Below are 19147 nucleotides of genomic sequence, written 5' to 3'. Positions count from 1 at the left end.
GTGGAGAGTCGATGCGGCCGAGGCCACTCGGAGTCGAACACCGTCCGTCGGTGCGGTATTCCCGGCTCGGCCGGGCCGATGTCGTCCGGCCTCGTCGTCGGTTCAGCGCGGGAGGCGGGGGATCGCCGCGATGAGCTGCTTCGTGTAGGCCTCGGCGGGATCATGGAGGATCTGAGCGGTGGCGCCGGCCTCGACGACCTGCCCGTGTCGGAGGACCACCGTGCGTTCACACAGCGCTGCCACCGTGCCGAGGTCGTGCGAGACCATGACGAGGGCCAGGCCGTTCGAAGCCCGCAGCTCGGCGAGGAGCTCGATGATCTGGATCCGGGTGCTCATGTCGAGGGCGCTGACGGGCTCGTCGGCGAGGAGGAGCCGGGGGTTCGGGACGATCGCGCGGGCGATGGCGATCCGCTGCCGCTGGCCGCCCGAGAACTCGTGCGGGAACCGCGACGCCGCGTCGGCGGGCAGTCCCACCGCCTCGAGCGCCGCGGACGCGCGGACGGCCGCCTGCTCGGTGGTCGCCAGCCGGAGGGAGCGCAACGGTTCGGCCACGATGCGCCCGATACGTTGCCGCGGGTCGAGCGAGGAGTACGGATCCTGGAAGACGGCCTGCACCGATGTGCGGAACCGACGGACCCGCGTCCGGTCGCGGGGGTCCAGCGCGCCACCGTCGAACCGGACCGAGCCCGAGGTCGGCCGGTCGAGGCCGAGCAGCAGTCGGAGGAGGGTGCTCTTGCCGGCGCCGGACTGACCGACGATCCCGACGGCCTCGCCTGCGCCGACGGCCAGCGAGACGTCGTCCAGGGCCTCCTGACCACCGCGGTATCGGAAACCGACTGCGTCCAGCTCGAGGATCGGCGTCGCCGTGATCGGTGCATCGGTCATCGTGGGTCCTCCAGCGCGTCGTCGAGCGCGCGGGCGCTGGCGACCAGACGACGGGTGTCCTCGTGCTGCGGTGCCGTCAGTACCTGCGCCACCGCGCCGCGTTCCACGGCCCGACCATCGCTCAGCACGACGACCTCGTCGACCATGGCCGACACGACGGCGAGGTCGTGACTGATGAACAGGAGCGCCATGCCGCGTTCCCGGACGAGCCGGTCGATGAGTGCGAGCACCTCCGCCTGGACGGTCACGTCGAGGGCCGTCGTCGGCTCGTCCGCGATCAGGAGCTGCGGGCGACCGGCGAGCGCGATGGCGATCGCGACCCGCTGCCGCTGCCCGCCGGACAGCTCATGGGGGTAGGAGGCGGCGATGCGGGTGGTGTCGGTGAGGGACACCTCGACGAGGGCCGCTTCGACGGCCTCCTCGAGCCGTTCGCCCCGGAGCCCCCGATGGCGACGCAGAGGCTCGGCGAGTTGGGCGCCGACCCGCATGAGCGGGTCGAGTGCGGTCAGCGGCTCCTGGAAGACGAGTCCCGCCACCCGGCCGCGGAGCGGCCGCAGCGCGCGGTCCGGGGCGCCGATCACCTGGGTGCCGGCCAGTTCGACGCTTCCGCTCGCGCTCAGCTGCTCGCCGAGCAGCCCGATCACCGCGAGGGAGGTCAAGGACTTCCCGGACCCGGAACCGCCGATGAGGCCGAGGCGACCCCCGGCGGCGATGGTCAGGTCCAGCCCGTCGAGGAGCGGCCGATCAGCGCCGTCGGGACCTCCGCGCCGGATGCCTCGGGTGATGGTCAGGCCGGAGATGTCGAGGAGATCGCTCATGCGCCGCGCCTCCTCGTCGGATCGCCGAGGTCCCGCAGGCCGTCCGCGATGAAGTTCACGCCCACCACGAGCATCACCACGGCGACGCCCGGAGCGATCGCGCCGATCGGTGCCGTCGTGACGGTGGCCTGGGCCTCCTGCAGCAGGCGTCCCCAGGAGGCGTTCGGCGGTGGCGCGCCGAGACCGAGGTACGACAGGCTCGCTTCGGCGAGGACGGCGATGCCGAACTGCAGTGCGAGGTTGACGCTCAGGGTGGGCCAGATGTTCGGGAGCACGTGCTGGCCGATGACACCGGCCCAGCTCGTCCCGGCGGTCCTGGCCGCGACGACGTACTGCTCGCTGAGGACCCGCTTCGTGAGGATCCGGGTCAGGCGGGCCACGATGGCCGACATGGCGAGTCCGATCGCGATGATCGCGGTGCCGAGTGACGCGCCCTGCGCGGCCACGATGAGCATGGCGAGCAAGAGCACCGGGAAGGCGATCACGACGTCGAGCGCGGCGGAGATCGTGTCGTCAAGCCAGGCCGATGCGAAGGCCGCGGCGAGTCCCACGGCGATCCCGATGACCGCCCCGACCGCGACGGCCCCGGCGCCGGTCACGAGCGCGATGCGCGCGCCGATCATGAGCTGGGTCATGAGGTCGCGACCGAGCTTGTCGGTACCGAGCCAGTGGGTGCCGGTCGGACCCTCGAGACGACCGCCGGAGGTGTCCGTGGGGGCGAAGGGCAACCACACGAGCGAGACGGCCGCCAGGACGGCGATGACGCCGACGAGGACCAGTCCGACGGTCAGCGTCGCGGACCTGGCGCGTCGCCGCACCGGGCGGCGGTCGGCGAGCGCGGTCTGGGCGTCGACGGCGCTCATCGGAGCCCGCTCCCCGAGATCGAGGTGCGCAGACGCGGATCGATGAGCCGCTGCGCGATGTCGGCGACGAAGCCCGTCAGGAGGACGACGAGAGTCGAGACGAGGAGGATGCCCTGGATGTTCGGGTAGTCGTGCTGCTGGATCGCCGTCAGGAGCATCGACCCGAGGCCCGGCAGGCTGAACACGCTCTCGACCACGACCGCGCCGAGGAAGGTGGTGGCGAGCTCGATGCCGAGGATCGCGACGACGGGCACCGCGGCGTTCCGGGCGCCGTGTCGGAGCAGGGCCTCGCCGAAGCCGGCTCCCTGCGCCCGTGCGGAGCGCAGATAGTCGCTGCCGACCACGTCGAGCGTGGCGGAACGGACGTACCGGGTGATCGACGCACTCATGACGATGGCGATGGTGATGACCGGAAGGGCGAGGCTCGTGAGCGCCGAGGCGGGGTCGGCCCAGTCGTCGCGCGGGAAGCCACCGGACGGGAACAGCCGGAGCGTCACCGCGAACACGCTGACGAGCAGGATGCCGACCCAGAACACCGGCACGGCTATCCCGAGCTGCGAGAGGCCGGACAACGCGATGCCGTACCAGCGGTCGGCTCGGAGCGCGGACACGACCCCGGCCACGAGGGCGAGCACCACGGCGAGGAAGAACGCGAGGAGCGTCAGCGGCACGGTGACCTGGAGGCGCGACGCGATCTCGGGTCCGACCGGGAGCGAACTCACGAACGAGGAACCGAGGTCGAGGGTCAGGACGCCGCCGAACCAGGCCGCGAACTGCTCGCCGAGCGGCCGGTCGGCTCCCACCTGCTCGCGTGCAGCGTCGATCTGCTCCTGCGTGGCGTTCACCGAGAGGAGGGCGTTCGACGGGTCGCCCGGCAGCAGGCGGAGCAGCACGAACAGCACGGTCATGGCGACGAGGAACGACACCACGAGGAACGCGGATCGGCGCAGCAGGTAAGCGAGCATGGTGGACCTCAGCGTAGCGAGGCCCGGGCCGACCGGGCGGTGCCGGTCGGCCCGGGCGACGACTACTTGCGGACGATGTCCGCCACGAAGAACTGCGAGTTCAGGCCGTTGACGCCGTATCCCGAGACATCACTCGCGGCGACGACGATCTGCGGGTAGAGGTACAGCCACACGCTCGCTGCGTCCTCGGCGATCTGCTCGTTGACGAGCTTCAGCTTCGCGGTCTGCTCCTCGGTGGTCGTCGCCTGTTCGGCCTCCGACACCCACTGGGTCACCTCGGGGTTGTCGTAGCCCCAGTAGAAGTCCGGGTTGCCGTACCAGACGACGTCACGGTCGTTCACGTGCTCCTGGAGCGTCGCCTGGAAGTCGCGTTCCTTGAACACCTTCGAGTACCACTCGTCCGCACTGATCGTGTTGATCTCGACCGTGATGCCGACCTTCGCGAGTTCACTCTGGAGGAACTCGGCGACGGCCGGGTGCGGGTCGTAGCTCGGGGTGTCGAGCGTGAACGTGAAGCCGTCGGCGAAGCCCGCCTCGGCGAGCTGTTGCTTGGCGAGCTCGGGGTCGTAGGGGTTCACCTGCGTGAGGTCTTCGTACCAGGGGTCCGTCGGCGGGACCATCGACCCGATGAGTGTGCCGTAGTCACCCCAGATGGACGAGAGCAGCTTCTTGGTGTCGATCGCGGAGTACACGGCCTTCCGGACGAGCGCCTGGTCGAACGGGGCGACCCGGTCGTTGAAGGCGAGCAGCTCCTTCGTCGTGGAGTCACCGTCGGAGACGACGTAGTCCGCGTTGTCGGTGAACTGGCTCAGCTGGTCGGGGCTCTGCACGCTCGTGATGATGTCGATCTGCTTGGTGACGAGCGCATTGCTGAGCGCGGTCGCGTCGGTGAAGTAGGTGAAGACCACCTCCGCGTTCTTGGCGGGCTCACCCCAGTAGTCGTCCCAGCGCTCGAGGCTCAGGGTGCTGCCGCGCTTCCAGTCGCCGAGCGTGTACGGACCTGTGCCGTCCTCGGTGGTCTTGAGGTCCTTCGCCGCGTCGTTGACGATCCAGACGTAGCTCAGGTTGTAGATGAAGGAGATGGAGCGCTCGGAGAGGGTGATGACGACGGTCTTGTCGTCGGGGGTCGCGATGTCCGAGATCACCGCGAAGCTGCTCTTCCGCGCCGACTGCGAGTCCTCGGCGGTCACGGCCTCGATGCTCGACTTCACATCTGCCGAGGTGAGTGGGTCGCCGGAGTGGAAGGTGACGCCGTCCTTGAGGGTGAAGGTGTACGTCAGGCCGTCGTCGCTCACGGTGCTGTCGGCGGCGAGCACGGGCTCGACCTCGCCGTCGTCCGTGAGGCGGTAGAGGCCCTCGTACACGTTGCCGGTGAAGGCCTCCGTGACGCCCTGGCCGCCGCCGCCGGTGTTGCTGAGGTTCTGCGGCTCGTAGAGCGAGCCGACGGCGATGGTCGCGTCGTCGCCCGTCGCCGAGCTGCCACCACCACCGGCGCAGCCGGCGAGGGCGACGGCGGCGGCGACGGACAGGGCGACGAGCCCGATGGTTCTCTTCACGGATACTCCTGTGGTGTGGGGGGTGCTGGTGCTGGGTGCGGGCTGTGGGGTGTGGCGGTGTGGACGGGTCAGACGGCGTAGAGGTCGAAGCCCTCGCGGAACCGGACGATCCGTTCCCCGGCGAGGACCGCTCCGGCGAACCGGTTCTGCGGCGGCGGCATCGGACAGTTGTACTGCACGGAGAAGCCGCAGGGCGGCACGAACGCGCGGTTGAAGTCGAGGACGACCTCGCCCGCCGTGCCGAAGCCGCCGTCGTCGGTCCGCTGCACGAACAGGAACCGGCCGGCGCCGTAGGTGCCCGATTCGTCGTCGCGACCGTTCGTCGCGTCGCCGAACACGAGGAGCAGCCTGCCGCCGTCGTCGAAGGCGCTCATCGTGTACTCGACCCCGTCTCGCGTGAACACGATGTCGCCGGGGACGACGAGCTCCCGTGATCCGCCGTTGTCGCGGATGTGCTCGAACGGCACGGTCCGCGAGCCGTCGACCGGCGTGAACCGCGCCGTCTGGACCCAGGCGGGGTCGTACGGGAAGACGTCGATGCCCTCGAACGCGCGGATAGCGGGTGCGTTCGCGTCCCAGCGGCGGACACCGACCTCGTCCTGGCCCGTGTCGAGGTGGGTGCGGCGGAGCGTCGTCACCGTGACGCCGCTCGGCTGCTCGGCGTCGATGGCGGCTGCGGCCTCGTCGACGGTGGCCGGCGTCTCCTCCGCGAGCCACCGTGTCTCGACGAGGGCGAGGTTGCCGAGCGGCGAGGTCACGGCGGCTCGGCGGTCGTCGCGCCAGGCGTCGTGCTCGGCGATCGCGTTCGGCTGCGGGGCGGTGTGGATCGGCATGTCTCGATTCTCCGGATGACGGCGGGCGGGTCCCAATCATGTGTCCTTCGGAGTCCAGCTCGTTTCGGGCGGGAACTATTCCCGAGCCCGGCGACGACCCTGCGCAGGACGGCGAGCGACGGGGTCGCGCCGTTCTGGGAGGATGTCCTCATGAACGCCACGCTCGTCCGCATGCCCGCCGATCGACTGCGGGGGTGGATGCTCGCCGCGAACGCGCAGTACCGCCTCGAACGCATCGAAGCGGGGGAGACCGAGGCGGAGGCGACGGCGAAGGCGGCGCAGTCCCTCGCCGAGACGTTCCCGGCCGGCCGGCTCCAGGTCGGACACCTCGTCTTCGAGGTGGTCCTCGACGACGCCGCGGTCGGCGTGCTCTGGATCGGACCGCGGAGCACGAGCCACCCGGACGAGTGGTGGGTCTGGGACGTGGAGATCGACGAGTCGTTCCGTGGCCGTGGGCTCGGTCGGCAGGCCATGCAGCTCGCCGAGACGGCGGCCAAGGAGCAGGGCGCGAAGACGCTGGGGCTGAACGTGTTCGGGTTCAACCGGATCGCGCGCGGCCTGTACGAGTCGCTCGGCTACGAGACGATGGCCGTGCAGATGCGCAAGGCGCTCTAACGCGGGTCCAGCCCGTCGATCAGCTCGGTCATGACCCGGTCGGCGAGTGATGGAGGCTTCGGGTGCCCGTCGGCGGTGGTCCGCGAGGTCGTCGCGCGGTCGAGCGCGAGGACCTCTCCGTGGAGGTGCTCCATCTTCGCGTCGAGCCTGGAGGCCGCCTCGGCGGCGTGCTTGAGCTCGGCGAGCAGACTGTCCGGCACGGCCTTGTCGTATTTGTAGTAGATCTTGTGTTCGAGGCTCGCCCAGAAGTCCATGGCGATCGTCCGGAACTGGATCTCGACGGGCACCTGTACGACGCCGTCGGACATGAACACCGGAACCTCGACGATCACGTGGAGGCTCTGGTACCCGTTCGGCTTCGGGTTCGCGATGTAGTCCTTGACCTTCACCACGGTGATGTCCTGCTGGCTCGTCAGGAGTTCGAACACCTTGTACGTGTCGGAGATGAAGCTGCAGGTGACGCGGATGCCCGCGATGTCCGTGATGTGTTCGCGGATGTCGTCGATGTCCTGCCCGTACTGCTTGCGTTCGATCTTGCCGATGATGCTCTCCGGCGACTTCAACCGCGAGCTGATGTGCTCGATCGGGTTGTAGTCGTGGATCTGCGTGAACTCCTCCTTGAGGATGTTGAGCTTCGTGGTGATCTCGTCGATGCCGAACTTGTACAGCATCATGAACCGCGTGAACTCGTCCTTGAGGCGCTTCAGCTCCTCGAGGTTGTCCGACGACGTTGGTCCGGTCATGGGCGTGCACTCCAGCTCTGTCTCCGACGGGCCGACGGCCCGCTCGCACTCTACTGAAGCGGCCTTGGAACGCCTCTCAGCCTCCTGTGAATCAGGACCGTGCCGGGCGCTTCAGTGCTGCAGGGCCGCGCGGCGGCGTGACGAGGCCTGGAGCCGGCGGGCGCGCCCGGCGGTCAGCATCAGGCCGAGGACGACCCCGGCGACGGCACCGGACGTGTTCGCGAGGAGGTCGCGGGGATCGCTCACGCGTCCGGGGATCGCGAGCTGCGCGGCCTCGATGCCGACCGTCAGCGCCGCTGCGACGAGGATGGCGAGCCACCAGCGCCGCCGTCCGAGCAGGAGCAGGAAGAAGACGCCGATCGGGACGAACATGGCGATGTTCGCCCCGAACTCGAGGCGTTCGTAGGTGATCCAAGCCGTCGACTCCCACCGAGCGAGGACGTCGACGAGTCGGTACACGAGGGATTCGGTCCTGCCGTCGAAGGGCCGAGGGCCGAGGGTGATGGTCGCCACGAGCGCGAGGTACACCACGGTGAGGGTGCTGAGCACGGGATGGCGGCGGAACATCGGCCCAGCATGCCCCAGTCACCTTGGCGGCGCTTGAGTGTTCCCTGGACGGGGTCGATGCGTCGCCGATGAGGCCGGTCGGATCGTCAGCAGCGCGTCAGCGCCCTCGCAACCGCTCGATGTCGCGTCGTTCACGCTTCGTCGGTCGACCGGCGCCCCGGTCGCGGACGGCCACGACCTGCCGTTCCGCCGGCGTCGGCAGCGGGGGAGAGCGGTCGATGAGACACTCCGCCGCGACGTCCGTGCCGACCCGTTTCGCGATGAGGCGCCGGACCTCCACGATCCGGTCGAAGCCCGCCACGCGGAGCCGGACCTCGTCGCCGATCCTGACGGCCTGTGCCGGTTTCGCCCGATCGCCGTTGACCCGGACGTGGCCGGCTCGGCAGGCGGTCGCGCCGGCCGAGCGGGTCTTCGTCAGCCGGACCGCCCAGATCCATGCGTCGACGCGCACGCTCGACGGGCTGTCCATCCTCCGATGGTAGAGCAGCCCATCGGTAGACTCGACCCGTGACTGACGGGGCGGGGCGCGGGGCTCGACGGACCGGTGAGGACCGCGTCGTCACCCTCCCGAACGCGCTCAGTGTCTTCCGGATCCTCCTCGTCCCGGTCTTCCTGATCCTCCTCGTGCAGGGGCAGGACCTGTTGGCCCTCGCGACGCTCGCGTTCTCCGGCGTCACCGACCTGCTCGACGGATGGATCGCGCGACGGTTCGACCAGATGACGAAGCTCGGCCGTCAACTCGATCCGGCCGCCGATCGCCTCTACATCCTCGCGGCGTTGATCGGTCTCGCGGCCCGCGGACTCATCCCGTGGTGGTTGCTCGTCGTCGTGTTCGCCCGCGACCTGCTGCTCGTCGGGCTCGCCGTCGCGCTCCACCGGTCCGGCACCGGCGTGCTGCCGGTCATCCGCGTGGGGAAGTGGGGTACGGCGCTGCTCTTCATCGGGCTCCCGGTCCTCATGCTCGGCCAGGCGTTCCCCGCCGTCGCGATGATCGCGGCGCCGCTCGGTTGGGTGTCGGTGATCGCCGGAGCGACGCTCTACTGGTGGGCCGGCATCCTCTATCTGCTGCAGACCGTGCGCATCTCGGGGGATGCCCGTTCGAAGCAGCGGGAACGGGCCGGATCCGGCGGGTCACCCTCGACCGGGCGGCTCGACACCGACGCCACATCGGATACGCTTGACGGAGAGGAGGTCGACGGTGGCTGAGCACGATGAGAAGTATCCCGCGACCGGGGCGTACACGCCGGGAGCTGTCGACGACGGCGGCCCGACGAGCGGCTCGGGCGATCGGGAAGTCGACACGACACTCACCTTCGGTGAAGACCTCGGAGCGGCCCTCGCGGCGATCGACTCCGACGTCACCGCTGAGGAGCACGAGGCGATCGCGGCCCTGCCGTCCGGTTCCGCCCTGCTGATCGTCCGTCGTGGTCCGAACGCCGGTGCGCGGTTCCTCCTCGACGCCGACGTCACGACCGTCGGACGTCACCCCGAGGCAGACATCTTCCTCGACGACGTCACGGTGTCGCGTCGGCACACCGAGTTCCACCGTCACGGGACCGCGTTCGAGATCCGCGACCTCAACTCGCTGAACGGCACGTACTTCGACGGTGTCCGCATCGACAAGGCGATCCTGCGTGACGCCGCCGAGGTGCAGATCGGCAAGTTCCGCCTCACCTTCTACGCGTCGCGGATCGACCTCGCCTCCCAGCTGGGAAGCTAGTGGCGGCAGCCAGCGCGAACGCGCGAAGCGATGGCGCTCCGCTGCTGAGCATCGGGCAGGTGCTCGCACGCCTCACTCCGGAGTTCCCCGAACTGAGCAATTCGAAGCTCCGGTTCCTCGAGGAGCAGGGGCTGGTGTCCCCGGCACGGACGAAGTCGGGTTACCGGAAGTTCTCGAGTGAGGACCTCGAACGTCTGCGGCTGATCCTGTCGATGCAGCGCGACCACTACTTCCCCCTCAAGGTCATCCGCACCTACCTCGTCGAGGTCGACGCGGGGCGGTCGCCCCTGTTCCCGGGCAGCGGGCAGGCCGTCGGCGCGCCGTCGATCCATCCCGGCGTTCGCAGGTTCTCGCGGAACGAACTGATCCGTGAAGCCGGCGCCACCCCGATGCTCTTCAACGACGCCGTGAGCGCGTCGCTGATCCTGCCCGCCGAGAACTACGGCGAGGACGTCGCGTCCCTCCTGCGGATCCTGGTGGAGTTGCAGCGCTCCGGCATCGAACCCCGGCACCTCCGCGGGTTCCGCGCCTCGATCGAGCGCGAGGTCGGGCTCATCGAGAGCGCGTTGAGCGCCGTCGCCAAGCGGAACGACGCCGCCGGCCGGGCACGCACCGCCGACCGGGCGCTGGAGATCGCCGCACAGCTCGAGGGCGTGCGGTCGAACCTCGTCCGCTCGGCACTCGAGCGACACCAATCCTCCTGATCGACCTCCCAGGGCGTAGACTGCCCTCATCCATCACGGCCAGGTCACAGTTCGATCACTCGTCACGACACGCCGTCCGTTTCGAACGGATGTCGCAGCGTTGACCGGGGCGGATCGGTAGCGTGGTGGGAGTGGTCAAGCCGTCTCGACGCCCCCGTCGAGACCGAACCGACCGTGCAGCGAACATCGAGGAGAAGCAGACATGAGTGAACTCAGTCGCGACGGGGCGTCACGGTACGGTGACCTCGGGCTGCTGTTCACCGACGGGCTTCCAGAACTCGAAGAGGGCCAGGGCTACCGCGGAGCGGTCGCCGCCCGCGCAGCCGGCATCAGCTACCGCCAGCTCGACTACTGGGCCCGGACGGGTCTGGTCGAGCCGACCGTGCGCGGTGCATCCGGGTCCGGAACGCAGCGCCTCTACGGCTTCCGCGACATCCTCGTCCTCAAGCTCGTCAAGCGACTGCTCGACACGGGCATCTCCCTGCAGCAGATCCGCACGGCGGTCGACCAGCTCCGCGAAGCGGGCATCGTCGACCTCGCCCAGACCACGCTCATGAGCGACGGCGCGAGTGTGTACCTCTGCACCTCCAACGACGAGGTCATCGACCTCGTCAGTCGCGGACAGGGCGTCTTCGGCATCGCCGTCGGCAAGGTGCTGCGCGAGGTGGAGTCCACGCTCATCGAGTTCGACGCACAGTCGGCCGACCCCATGGACGAGCTCGCAGCACGTCGCTCCGCTCGTAGCGCCTGACCCGAGCTGAAGGCGCAGGTCCTGAGCCTGTCGAAGGGCTCACCGACGCGCGCCACACGTTCCCTGAGCACGCATCCCGGGTACTTGGTGCTCCTGCCGGTCTCTGAGCCTGTCGAAGGGCGACCCGAGCGAGCGCCTGGGCCGGGAGGCGGCCGAGCGTTCTCGCCGCGACCTCAGCTGTCGGTGGAGGGCGCTTCGACGGCGGCGGGGCTGGTGACGGCAGCCGGCTCCGGGGGAGCGCCGTCGGCGTACTCGCCGACGCGGCCCGTGCGCAACACGCGGTCGAGGAGGGAGTCGAAGTTCTTCGCCATCTCCTGCGCCGTGTCACCCGGCCACACGTGGACGGGCTTGGCGGCACCCTGCGCCTGCTGGAGGGACGTGCGCTCCAGCAGCTGCGGGTTGAGGATGAGGGGACCGAACATGTCGCGCAGTTCCTTGATGCGGAACTGGTGCTCCATCGACTGCGGACGCACCCGGTTGACGATGATGCCGAGCGGCTGCAGCCGGGGGCTCAGCCCGCGACGGATCTCCTCGACGGCGCGGAGGGCGCGGTCGGCGGCGGAGACCGAGAACAGGCCCGGCTCCGTGACGACGGCGACGCGGTCGCTCGCCGCCCAGGCGGTGCGGGTGAGCGCGTTGAGCGAGGGGGCGCTGTCGATGAGGACGAGGTCGTACTCCTCCTCGACGTGCGCGAGTGCCTCTTCCAGGCGCCAGATGTCGCGGATGCTGGGGTGCGGGCCGTCGAAGTTGATCGCAGACGGGCTGCCGATCATGACGTCCATCTTGCCCGGGTGGATCTTCGTCCAGCCGCTCGCCACGATCGCCTGCTCGACGATCTTCTTCTTCGGCGAGGTCAGCACATCCGTCACCGTGAGGTGCCCTGCGACGTCGACGGCCATGCCGGTCGAGACGTCGGATTGGGGGTCGAGATCCACGACCAGCGTGCGGATGTCCTTCGAGAACGCGGCGGAAGCCAGGCCAAGGGTGACGGTGGTCTTGCCGACGCCCCCCTTCAGGGAGCTAACGCTGAGTACATGCACAAGGCTCAACGTTACCGTGACTAGGCTAGGGAATCTCAACGTTTGCTGAGTTGGCTGTTGTGGGAAGGGTTCCATGTTCAGGAAGATTCTTGTCGCCAATCGCGGAGAGATCGCCATCCGGGCGTTCCGTGCCGCGTACGAGCTGGGGGCGAAGACGGTTGCGGTGTTCCCCTATGAGGACCGCAACTCGATGCATCGGCTGAAGGCCGATGAGGCTTACCAGATCGGCACGGAGGGTCATCCGGTGCGCGCCTACCTCGACGTCTCGGAGATCATCCGCGTCGCGAAGGAGTCGGGCGCCGACGCGATCTACCCCGGGTACGGCTTCCTCTCCGAGAATCCGGAACTGGCCGAGGCCGCCCGGGCAGCCGGCATCACCTTCATCGGTCCGCCGTCCTCCGTCCTGGAGATGGCCGGTAACAAGGTGACCGCCAAGGAGCACGCCATCGCGGCCGGGGTCCCGGTCCTGAAGTCGACGCCGGCCAGCCGCGACATCGAAGAGTTGCTCGCCGGTGCCGCCGACATCGGGTTCCCGATCTTCGCGAAGGCGGTCGCCGGTGGTGGTGGACGTGGCATGCGCCGCGTCGACAACGCCGAGGACCTCCGCGGAGCCCTCGAGGCCGCCATGCGCGAGGCGGACAGCGCCTTCGGCGACCCGACGATGTTCCTCGAGCAGGCCGTCGTCCGCCCCCGGCACATCGAGGTCCAGATCCTGGCGAGCGCCGACGGCGAGACCATCCACCTCTTCGAGCGCGACTGCTCGGTGCAGCGCCGACACCAGAAGGTCGTCGAGATCGCGCCGGCCCCGAACCTCGACGAGGACACCCGCCAGGCGATGTACCGCGACGCCATCGCGTTCGCCAAGTCGATCGGCTACGTCAACGCCGGGACGGTCGAGTTCCTCCTCGACACCGCGGGGGAGCGGGCCGGCCAGCACGTGTTCATCGAGATGAACCCGCGCATCCAGGTCGAGCACACCGTGACCGAGGAGGTCACCGACGTCGACCTCGTCCAGTCGCAGATGCGCATCGCCGCCGGCGAGTCGCTCGGCGACCTCGGCCTCACGCAGGAGTCCCTGCACCTCCGCGGCTTCGCGCTCCAGTGCCGCATCACCACCGAGGACCCCACGGCGGGCTTCCGTCCCGACACCGGGAAGATCACGACCTACCGTTCTCCGGGCGGCGGCGGCATCCGACTCGACGGCGGTACGGTCGCCTCCGGCGCCCAGATCAGCCCCCACTTCGACTCGATGCTCGCGAAGCTCACCTGCCGCGGGCGCACCTTCGAGGCGGCCGTCACCCGCGCCAAGCGCGCCCTCGCCGAGTTCCGCATCCGCGGCGTCTCCACGAACATCCCGTTCCTGCAGGCGGTCCTCGAAGACGCCTCGTTCGTGGCCGGCGACCTCAGCACCTCCTTCATCGACGAGCGTCCGCAGCTCCTCCGCGGGCACGTCTCGAAGGACCGCGGGACGAAGATCGTGAACTGGCTCGCCGACGTCACGGTCAACCAGCCCAACGGGTCGCGTCCGTCCGGACCGGACCCGGTCGAGAAGCTGCCCGCGATCGACATCACGGCCGACGCCCCGGCCGGCTCGCGTCAGCGGCTGCTCGAGCTCGGACCGAAGGGCTTCGCTGACGCCCTCCGCGCCCAGACCGCCCTCGCCGTGACCGAGACCACCTTCCGCGACGCCCACCAGTCGCTCCTGGCCACGCGCGTCCGGACGAAGGACCTGCTCGCGGTCGCACCGTTCGTGTCGCGGCTCACCCCGGAACTGCTCTCCGTCGAGGCCTGGGGTGGCGCGACGTACGACGTGGCCCTCCGCTTCCTCGGTGAGGAGCCGTGGGAGCGACTGGCCTCGCTGCGTCAGGCGATGCCGAACATCGCGATCCAGATGCTGCTGCGCGGCCGGAACACCGTCGGCTACACGCCCTATCCCACGGAGGTGACGAACGCCTTCGTGCGGGAGGCCGCCGACACCGGTATCGACATCTTCCGGATCTTCGACGCCCTCAACGACGTGTCGCAGATGCGCCCGGCCATCGATGCGGTCCTGGAGACGGGGACGACCGTCGCAGAGGTCGCGGTCTGCTACACCGGGGACCTGCTGAACCCGGCCGAGGACCTGTACACCCTCGACTACTACCTCCGTCTCGCCGAGAAGATCGTCGAGTCCGGTGCCCACGTGCTCGCCATCAAGGACATGGCGGGGCTCCTCCGTCCATCCGCGGCGGCCAAGCTCGTCGCGGCGTTCCGCGAGCGGTTCGACCTGCCGGTCCACGTGCACACGCACGACACCCCCGGTGGACAGCTGGCGACCCTCCTCGCGGCGAGCAACGCGGGCGCCGACGCGGTCGACGTCGCGAGCGCGCCGATGGCCGGCACGACGAGTCAGCCGTCCGCGTCCTCGCTGGTCGCCGCGCTGGCCCACACCGAGCGCGACACCGGCATCTCCCTGCAGGGGATCGCCGACCTCGAGCCCTACTGGGAGGCCGTCCGCGCGATGTACCGGCCGTTCGAGTCAGGACTCGCGGGCCCGACCGGTCGCGTGTACACGCACGAGATCCCGGGCGGTCAGCTGTCGAACCTCCGCCAGCAGGCGATCGCGCTCGGACTCGCAGACCACTTCGAGCTCATCGAGGACATGTACGCGGCCTCCAACAAGATCCTCGGTCGGGTGCCCAAGGTGACCCCGTCGAGCAAGGTCGTCGGCGACCTCGCCCTCCACCTCGCCGCCGTCAAGGCTGATCCGGCGGACTTCGAGGCCAACCCCGACAAGTACGACGTCCCGGATTCCGTCGTGGGGTTCATGGCGGGCGAACTCGGGGAGCTCCCGGGCGGATGGCCGGAGCCCTTCCGCTCGAAGGTCCTCGCCGGTCGTTCGGTCGACATCGGGATCACGCCGATCTCCGCTGAGGACCAGGCCTCGCTCGACGGCGAGTCCACCGAGCGCCGCTCGACCCTCAACCGCCTGTTGTTCCCGGCGCCGACCAAGCAGTTCGAGCAGCAGCGCGACCTGTACGGCGACCTCTCCGTCGTCGACACCGCCGACTACCTGTACGGCCTCGAGCCGGGCATGGAGCACGTCGTCGAGATCGACAAGGGCGTCCGGCTGTTCGTCGGGCTCGAAGCGATCGGTGCGGCCGACGAGAAGGGCATGCGCACCGTCATGGCGACCCTCAACGGTCAGCTGCGGCCGGTGTTCGTCCGCGACCGCAGCATCGAGGTCGACTCCCGCGCGGCCGAGAAGGCCGACACCTCCGTCCCCGGCCAGGTGGCCGCCCCGTTCTCCGGTGTCGTGACCGTGAAGGTCGCCGTCGGCGACCGCGTCGAGGCCGGCCAGCCGGTCGCCTCGATCGAGGCCATGAAGATGGAGGCGGCGATCACGACCGCCGTCGCCGGCGTCGTCGAGCGCCTCGCCATCCCGGCGACCCAGCAGGTCGAGGCGGGCGACCTGCTCGTCGTCGTGAAGCCGAGCGCCTGACCCTCCCGAGACCGGCCGCGTCCCTCCTCGAGGCGACGCGGCCGGTCTCCGCGTCCACCACACCTGTCCCGCCCGGAAGGATCCAACCCGTGACGACACGACCCATCAGACACTTCGGCGACCCGGTCCTGAAGGCTCCGACGGCCGAGGTCGTCACGATCGACGACGACATCCGCAGCCTCGTCCGCGATCTCGTGGACAGCGTGGAGCTCCCCGGCCGTGCCGGCGTCGCCGCGACGCAGATCGGCGTCGGACTCCGCGTGTTCAGCTACAACGTCGACGGCGTCATCGGGTACCTCATCAACCCGAAGCTCGTCGAGGTGCGCGGCGAACTCGAGGAGATCGGCGAGGGCTGCCTGTCGGTGCCCGGACTCTGGTTCCCGACGCCGCGCCATCCCTACGCCCGTGCCGTCGGCATCGACCTCGACGGGCAGGAGCTCGTCGTCGAGGGTGAAGGACTCCTCGCCCAGGCGTTGCAGCACGAGACCGACCACCTCGACGGCATGCTCTACCTCGACCGGCTGTCGAAGGAGCACCGCCGCGAGGCGATGAAGCAGGTCCGCGAGAGCGACTGGTTCTAGACGCCGGTCGACGGGCCCGGCGGTCGTCGACCGACCGCCGAGCCCGTCGAGGCGCTACTTCAGGGACATCCCCTGGGTCTCGGGCGAACCCGCTCCGAGGTACATGCCCTCGATCGTCTCCGCGAAGTCCTTGAGGATCACGTTCCGCTTGATGCTGAGCTTCGGCGTGAGGTGCCCGCTCGCCTCCGTGAGCTCGTCGTCGAGGATGACGAACTTGCGGATCGACTCCGCGCGGGACACCTTGGTGTTGGCCTCGTCGATGGCGCGCTGGACGGCGGCGAGCACCGCGGGGTTCCGAGCAGCCTCGGCGGCGCTCATCGAGGCGTCCTGGCCGTTGTTGGCGAGCCATGACGGCAGCATCTCGGTGTCGAGCGTGATGAGGGCGCTGATGAACGGCTTCTGATCGCCGACGACGACGACCTGGCCGACGACCGGGGTCGCGCGGATCGGGTCCTCGAGCGCCGCCGGGGCGACGTTCTTCCCGCCGGCGGTGACGATGATCTCCTTCTTCCGCCCGGTGATCGTGAGGAAGCCGTCGGCGTCGAAGGAGCCGATGTCGCCGGTGCGGAACCAGCCGTCGTCGAAGGCCTCCGCCGTCGCCTCGGGGTTCTGCCAGTACTCCTTGAAGACGTTGATCCCGCGCACCTCGACCTCGCCGTCGTCGGCAATGCGGAGGGAGACGCCGGGGAGCGCCGGTCCGACCGTCCCGATCTTCGACTTCTGGGCGAGGTTGACCGTCGCGGGCGCGGTGGTCTCGGTGAGGCCGTAGCCCTCGAGGATCACGATGCCGAGCGCGTGGAAGAAGTGACCGAGTCGCGGACCGAGTGGAGCGCTGCCGGAGACCGCGTACCGCACCCGGCCGCCCATGGCCGTGCGGATCTTCGACAGCACGAGGCGGTCGAGGACCCGGAACTTCACCTTCAGGCCGAACGGCACGGAACCGCTCTCGAGGGCCTTCGAGTAGGCGATCCCGGTCTCGGCGGCTGCACGGAAGATCTTGCCCTTGCCGCCGGCCTCCGCCTTCTGCTCGGAGGAGTTGTAGACCTTCTCGAAGACCCGGGGGACCGCGAGGAGGAACGTCGGCTTGAACGTGCCGAGCGAGGGGAGCAGCTGCTTCGTGTCGGGCTGATGGCCCGTCTTCACGCCGGAGTGCACGCACAGCACGGCGATGAAGCGCGCGAAGATGTGCGCCGTCGTGATGAAGAGGAGGGTGGAGGCACCGGGAGCGGACACGACGTCCTTGAGTGCGACTGCCGAGTTCCGCGACAGCTCGACGAAGTTCGAGTGGGTGAGGACGCACCCCTTCGGCCGACCGGTCGAGCCGGAGGTGTAGATGAGGGTCGCCATGTCGGAACCCACGGCGAGGTTGCGACGGCGTTCGATCTCCTCGTCGGGGACGTCGACGCCGGCGGCCGCGATCTTGTCGAGGTCACCGAGGTCGATCTGCCAGACCCGCGCGACGTCGGGGAGGTCACCGTGCACCTCGTCGAAGCGGGCGAACTGGTCGGGTGTCTCGACCAGCACGCTGGTCGCTCCCGAGTCGCTGAGGATCCACTGCACCTGGCTCGGCGAGCTGGTCTCGTAGATCGGGACGAGGAGTGCTCCGGCGAACCAGACGGCGAAGTCGATGAGGGTCCACTCGTACCGGGTCTTGCACATGAGCCCGATCTTGTCGCCGGGTTCGATCCCCGCGGCGACGAGGCCCTTCGCCAGGGCGACGACCTGCGCGTGGAATTCGGCGGTGGTCACGTCCACCCACTCCGACCCGCGGGGAACGGCGAACAGCGCGGCGTCGGGCGCAGCAGCCAGGCGCTTCACGAGCAGATCGGTCGCATTGGCGGATGGGTCTGCTGCGACGACTGCAGGGACGTCGAACTGTTCCACGGCAACTCCTTCGGTACCAGGTCGGCAAGATGTTGCTCCATCCTAGAGCACGGGTGTTTGCGCGGTTTCTGTGGCGCGCAGACGCTCAGTAGACTCGACTGCGGCGCGCGGGCGACCGACTCGACTGACGGTCGGTCACACGCCGCTGCCGGTATCGGCGACATCAGGACAGGGAGACGGCACCGTTATGGCAAACGCGATCGGCATCGACATCGGCGGGACGAAGATCGCGGGCGGGGTCGTCGACGACGACGGCCGGATCCTCGCGGCCGGGCGCACGCCGACGCAGGCCTCCGATCCCGACGCCATCATCGACGACGTCGTCGCCATGGTCCGGTCCTTGGACGACGGCAGCATCTCGAGCGTGGGCGTCGCAGCGCCGGGGTTCTTCGACGCCACGCGCTCGACCGTCTACTACTCGCCGAACATCGCCTGGCGGAACGAGCCCCTGCAGGCCCGGCTGGCCGCGCGGCTGCCCGACAAGGTCGTGACGATCGAGAACGACGCGAACGCCGCGGGTTGGGCCGAGTTCCGGTTCGGTGCGGGGCGCGAGGAACGCAGCATGGTCATGGTGACGATCGGCACGGGAGTGGGCGGGGCGATCGTCCTCGACGACCGGCTGCTGACCGGTGGCTTCGGCAGCGGTGCGGAACTGGGACACATGCGCCTCATCCCGGACGGTCTGCCCTGCGGCTGCGGCGCGCGTGGCTGCGTCGAGCAGTACTGCTCGGGGAACGCGTTGCTCCGGCTCGCGAACGAGGCAGCGGACGCCGGTGGCGACGGTGCCGCCCTCGCCCGAGCCCGTGCCGCGGCCGGCGGGCTGCTGAACGGACACCACGTCTCCGCCCTGCTCGAGTCCGGCGATCCCGGCGCGCTCCGGTGCCTCAATGAGCTCGCCGATCTGCTGGGGCAGGCTCTTGCGAGCATGTCGGCCATCCTCGACCCCAACATCTTCGTGATCGGCGGCGGCGTCGCCCAGGCCGGCGACCTCCTCCTGGACCCCGTTCGTGAGGCGTTCCTGACACACCTCCCGGCGCGCGGGTTCCACCCGGAGCCGTCCTTCAGCATCGCGCAGCTCGTGAACGACGCCGGGGTCATCGGCGCCGGCGATCTCGCCAGGAGCGCCCTCGTCCTCGGCTGA

General features: G+C 69.4%; 19 protein-coding genes. 8 read left to right on the top strand and 11 right to left on the bottom strand.

All coding sequences use genetic code 11. The annotated features are described in order from the left end of the window. Window positions 1–102 precede the first annotated feature (102 nt). From BIU99_RS06440 to BIU99_RS06415, 6 genes are all read right to left on the bottom strand, one after another. Window positions 103–885 (bottom strand): ABC transporter ATP-binding protein, encoded by a 783-nt coding sequence (locus tag BIU99_RS06440; protein WP_071260309.1) that lies wholly within the window; start codon window positions 883–885, stop codon window positions 103–105. Next, entirely contained in the window at window positions 882–1703 is an 822-nt protein-coding gene (locus tag BIU99_RS06435; RefSeq protein WP_071260307.1) for an ABC transporter ATP-binding protein, read from the bottom strand. Before BIU99_RS06435 ends, BIU99_RS06440 begins: the two co-directional genes overlap by 4 nt. Next, a complete protein-coding gene (locus BIU99_RS06430) occupies window positions 1700–2566 on the bottom strand; it encodes an ABC transporter permease (RefSeq protein WP_071260304.1) in 867 nt (288 codons plus the stop codon). Before BIU99_RS06430 ends, BIU99_RS06435 begins: the two co-directional genes overlap by 4 nt. Next, complete coding sequence (locus tag BIU99_RS06425; RefSeq protein WP_071260301.1) at window positions 2563–3531, bottom strand: ABC transporter permease; 969 nt, start codon at window positions 3529–3531, stop codon at window positions 2563–2565. The genes BIU99_RS06430 and BIU99_RS06425 overlap by 4 nt, the downstream gene beginning before the upstream one ends. Window positions 3532–3593: 62 nt before the next feature. Further along, on the bottom strand, window positions 3594–5087 hold the full coding sequence (locus tag BIU99_RS06420) for an ABC transporter substrate-binding protein (RefSeq protein ID WP_071260299.1): 1494 nt from the start codon (window positions 5085–5087) through the stop codon (window positions 3594–3596). A gap of 68 nt (window positions 5088–5155) precedes the next feature. Beyond that, entirely contained in the window at window positions 5156–5920 is a 765-nt protein-coding gene (locus BIU99_RS06415; protein WP_083397215.1) for a DUF1684 domain-containing protein, read from the bottom strand. A gap of 150 nt (window positions 5921–6070) precedes the next feature. On the opposite strand from BIU99_RS06415, the gene BIU99_RS06410 reads away from it, so the two are divergent. Continuing rightward, on the top strand, window positions 6071–6535 hold the full coding sequence (locus BIU99_RS06410) for an N-acetyltransferase (protein ID WP_064297018.1): 465 nt from the start codon (window positions 6071–6073) through the stop codon (window positions 6533–6535). Here BIU99_RS06410 and BIU99_RS06405 read toward each other — a convergent pair. From BIU99_RS06405 to BIU99_RS06395, 3 genes are all read right to left on the bottom strand, one after another. Beyond that, complete coding sequence (locus BIU99_RS06405; protein ID WP_082916274.1) at window positions 6532–7278, bottom strand: GTP pyrophosphokinase family protein; 747 nt, start codon at window positions 7276–7278, stop codon at window positions 6532–6534. The two genes, BIU99_RS06410 and BIU99_RS06405, sit on opposite strands and share 4 nt — an antisense overlap. Window positions 7279–7389: 111 nt before the next feature. Then, a complete protein-coding gene (locus BIU99_RS06400; protein ID WP_079002583.1) occupies window positions 7390–7845 on the bottom strand; it encodes a VanZ family protein in 456 nt (151 codons plus the stop codon). A 97-nt stretch (window positions 7846–7942) separates the two neighbouring features. After that, complete coding sequence (locus tag BIU99_RS06395; RefSeq protein WP_071260296.1) at window positions 7943–8314, bottom strand: RNA-binding S4 domain-containing protein; 372 nt, start codon at window positions 8312–8314, stop codon at window positions 7943–7945. 38 nt (window positions 8315–8352) lie between these two features. Here BIU99_RS06395 and BIU99_RS06390 point away from each other — a divergent pair, with 38 nt between their 5' ends. From BIU99_RS06390 to BIU99_RS06375, 4 genes are all read left to right on the top strand, one after another. After that, on the top strand, window positions 8353–9051 hold the full coding sequence (locus BIU99_RS06390; protein ID WP_071260293.1) for a CDP-alcohol phosphatidyltransferase family protein: 699 nt from the start codon (window positions 8353–8355) through the stop codon (window positions 9049–9051). Next, window positions 9044–9565: an FHA domain-containing protein gene (locus BIU99_RS19325; protein WP_139205352.1), complete on the top strand. Its 522-nt coding sequence runs from the start codon at window positions 9044–9046 to the stop codon at window positions 9563–9565. The genes BIU99_RS06390 and BIU99_RS19325 overlap by 8 nt, the downstream gene beginning before the upstream one ends. Then, window positions 9565–10269, top strand: coding sequence for a MerR family transcriptional regulator (locus tag BIU99_RS06380; protein WP_064297015.1), 705 nt, complete (start codon window positions 9565–9567; stop codon window positions 10267–10269). Before BIU99_RS19325 ends, BIU99_RS06380 begins: the two co-directional genes overlap by 1 nt. Window positions 10270–10471: 202 nt before the next feature. Then, window positions 10472–11020, top strand: coding sequence for a MerR family transcriptional regulator (locus tag BIU99_RS06375; RefSeq protein ID WP_064297014.1), 549 nt, complete (start codon window positions 10472–10474; stop codon window positions 11018–11020). Between the two features lie 173 nt (window positions 11021–11193). On the opposite strand, the gene BIU99_RS06370 is transcribed toward BIU99_RS06375, so the two are convergent. Next, window positions 11194–12060 (bottom strand): ParA family protein, encoded by an 867-nt coding sequence (locus tag BIU99_RS06370; protein ID WP_079002579.1) that lies wholly within the window; start codon window positions 12058–12060, stop codon window positions 11194–11196. 73 nt (window positions 12061–12133) lie between these two features. Between BIU99_RS06370 and BIU99_RS06365 the strand changes: the two genes are divergently transcribed. Together BIU99_RS06365 and BIU99_RS06360 are read left to right on the top strand one after the other, a co-directional pair. After that, entirely contained in the window at window positions 12134–15541 is a 3408-nt protein-coding gene (locus tag BIU99_RS06365) for a pyruvate carboxylase (RefSeq protein ID WP_071260291.1), read from the top strand. A gap of 89 nt (window positions 15542–15630) precedes the next feature. Beyond that, window positions 15631–16122, top strand: a complete 492-nt coding sequence (locus BIU99_RS06360; RefSeq protein WP_064297012.1) for a peptide deformylase — start codon at window positions 15631–15633, stop codon at window positions 16120–16122. A 54-nt stretch (window positions 16123–16176) separates the two neighbouring features. On the opposite strand, the gene BIU99_RS06355 is transcribed toward BIU99_RS06360, so the two are convergent. After that, window positions 16177–18006, bottom strand: coding sequence for a long-chain fatty acid--CoA ligase (locus BIU99_RS06355; protein ID WP_071260288.1), 1830 nt, complete (start codon window positions 18004–18006; stop codon window positions 16177–16179). 187 nt (window positions 18007–18193) lie between these two features. Between BIU99_RS06355 and BIU99_RS06350 the strand changes: the two genes are divergently transcribed. Further along, window positions 18194–19147 (top strand): ROK family glucokinase, encoded by a 954-nt coding sequence (locus tag BIU99_RS06350; RefSeq protein WP_064297010.1) that lies wholly within the window; start codon window positions 18194–18196, stop codon window positions 19145–19147.

It is taken from the genome of Plantibacter sp. MMLR14_011 (assembly GCF_001865025.1).
GTDB lineage: Bacteria > Actinomycetota > Actinomycetes > Actinomycetales > Microbacteriaceae > Plantibacter > Plantibacter flavus_A.
The sequence above is the reverse complement of the archived record's forward strand: the minus strand, read 5'-3'. Positions and strand labels throughout refer to the sequence as shown.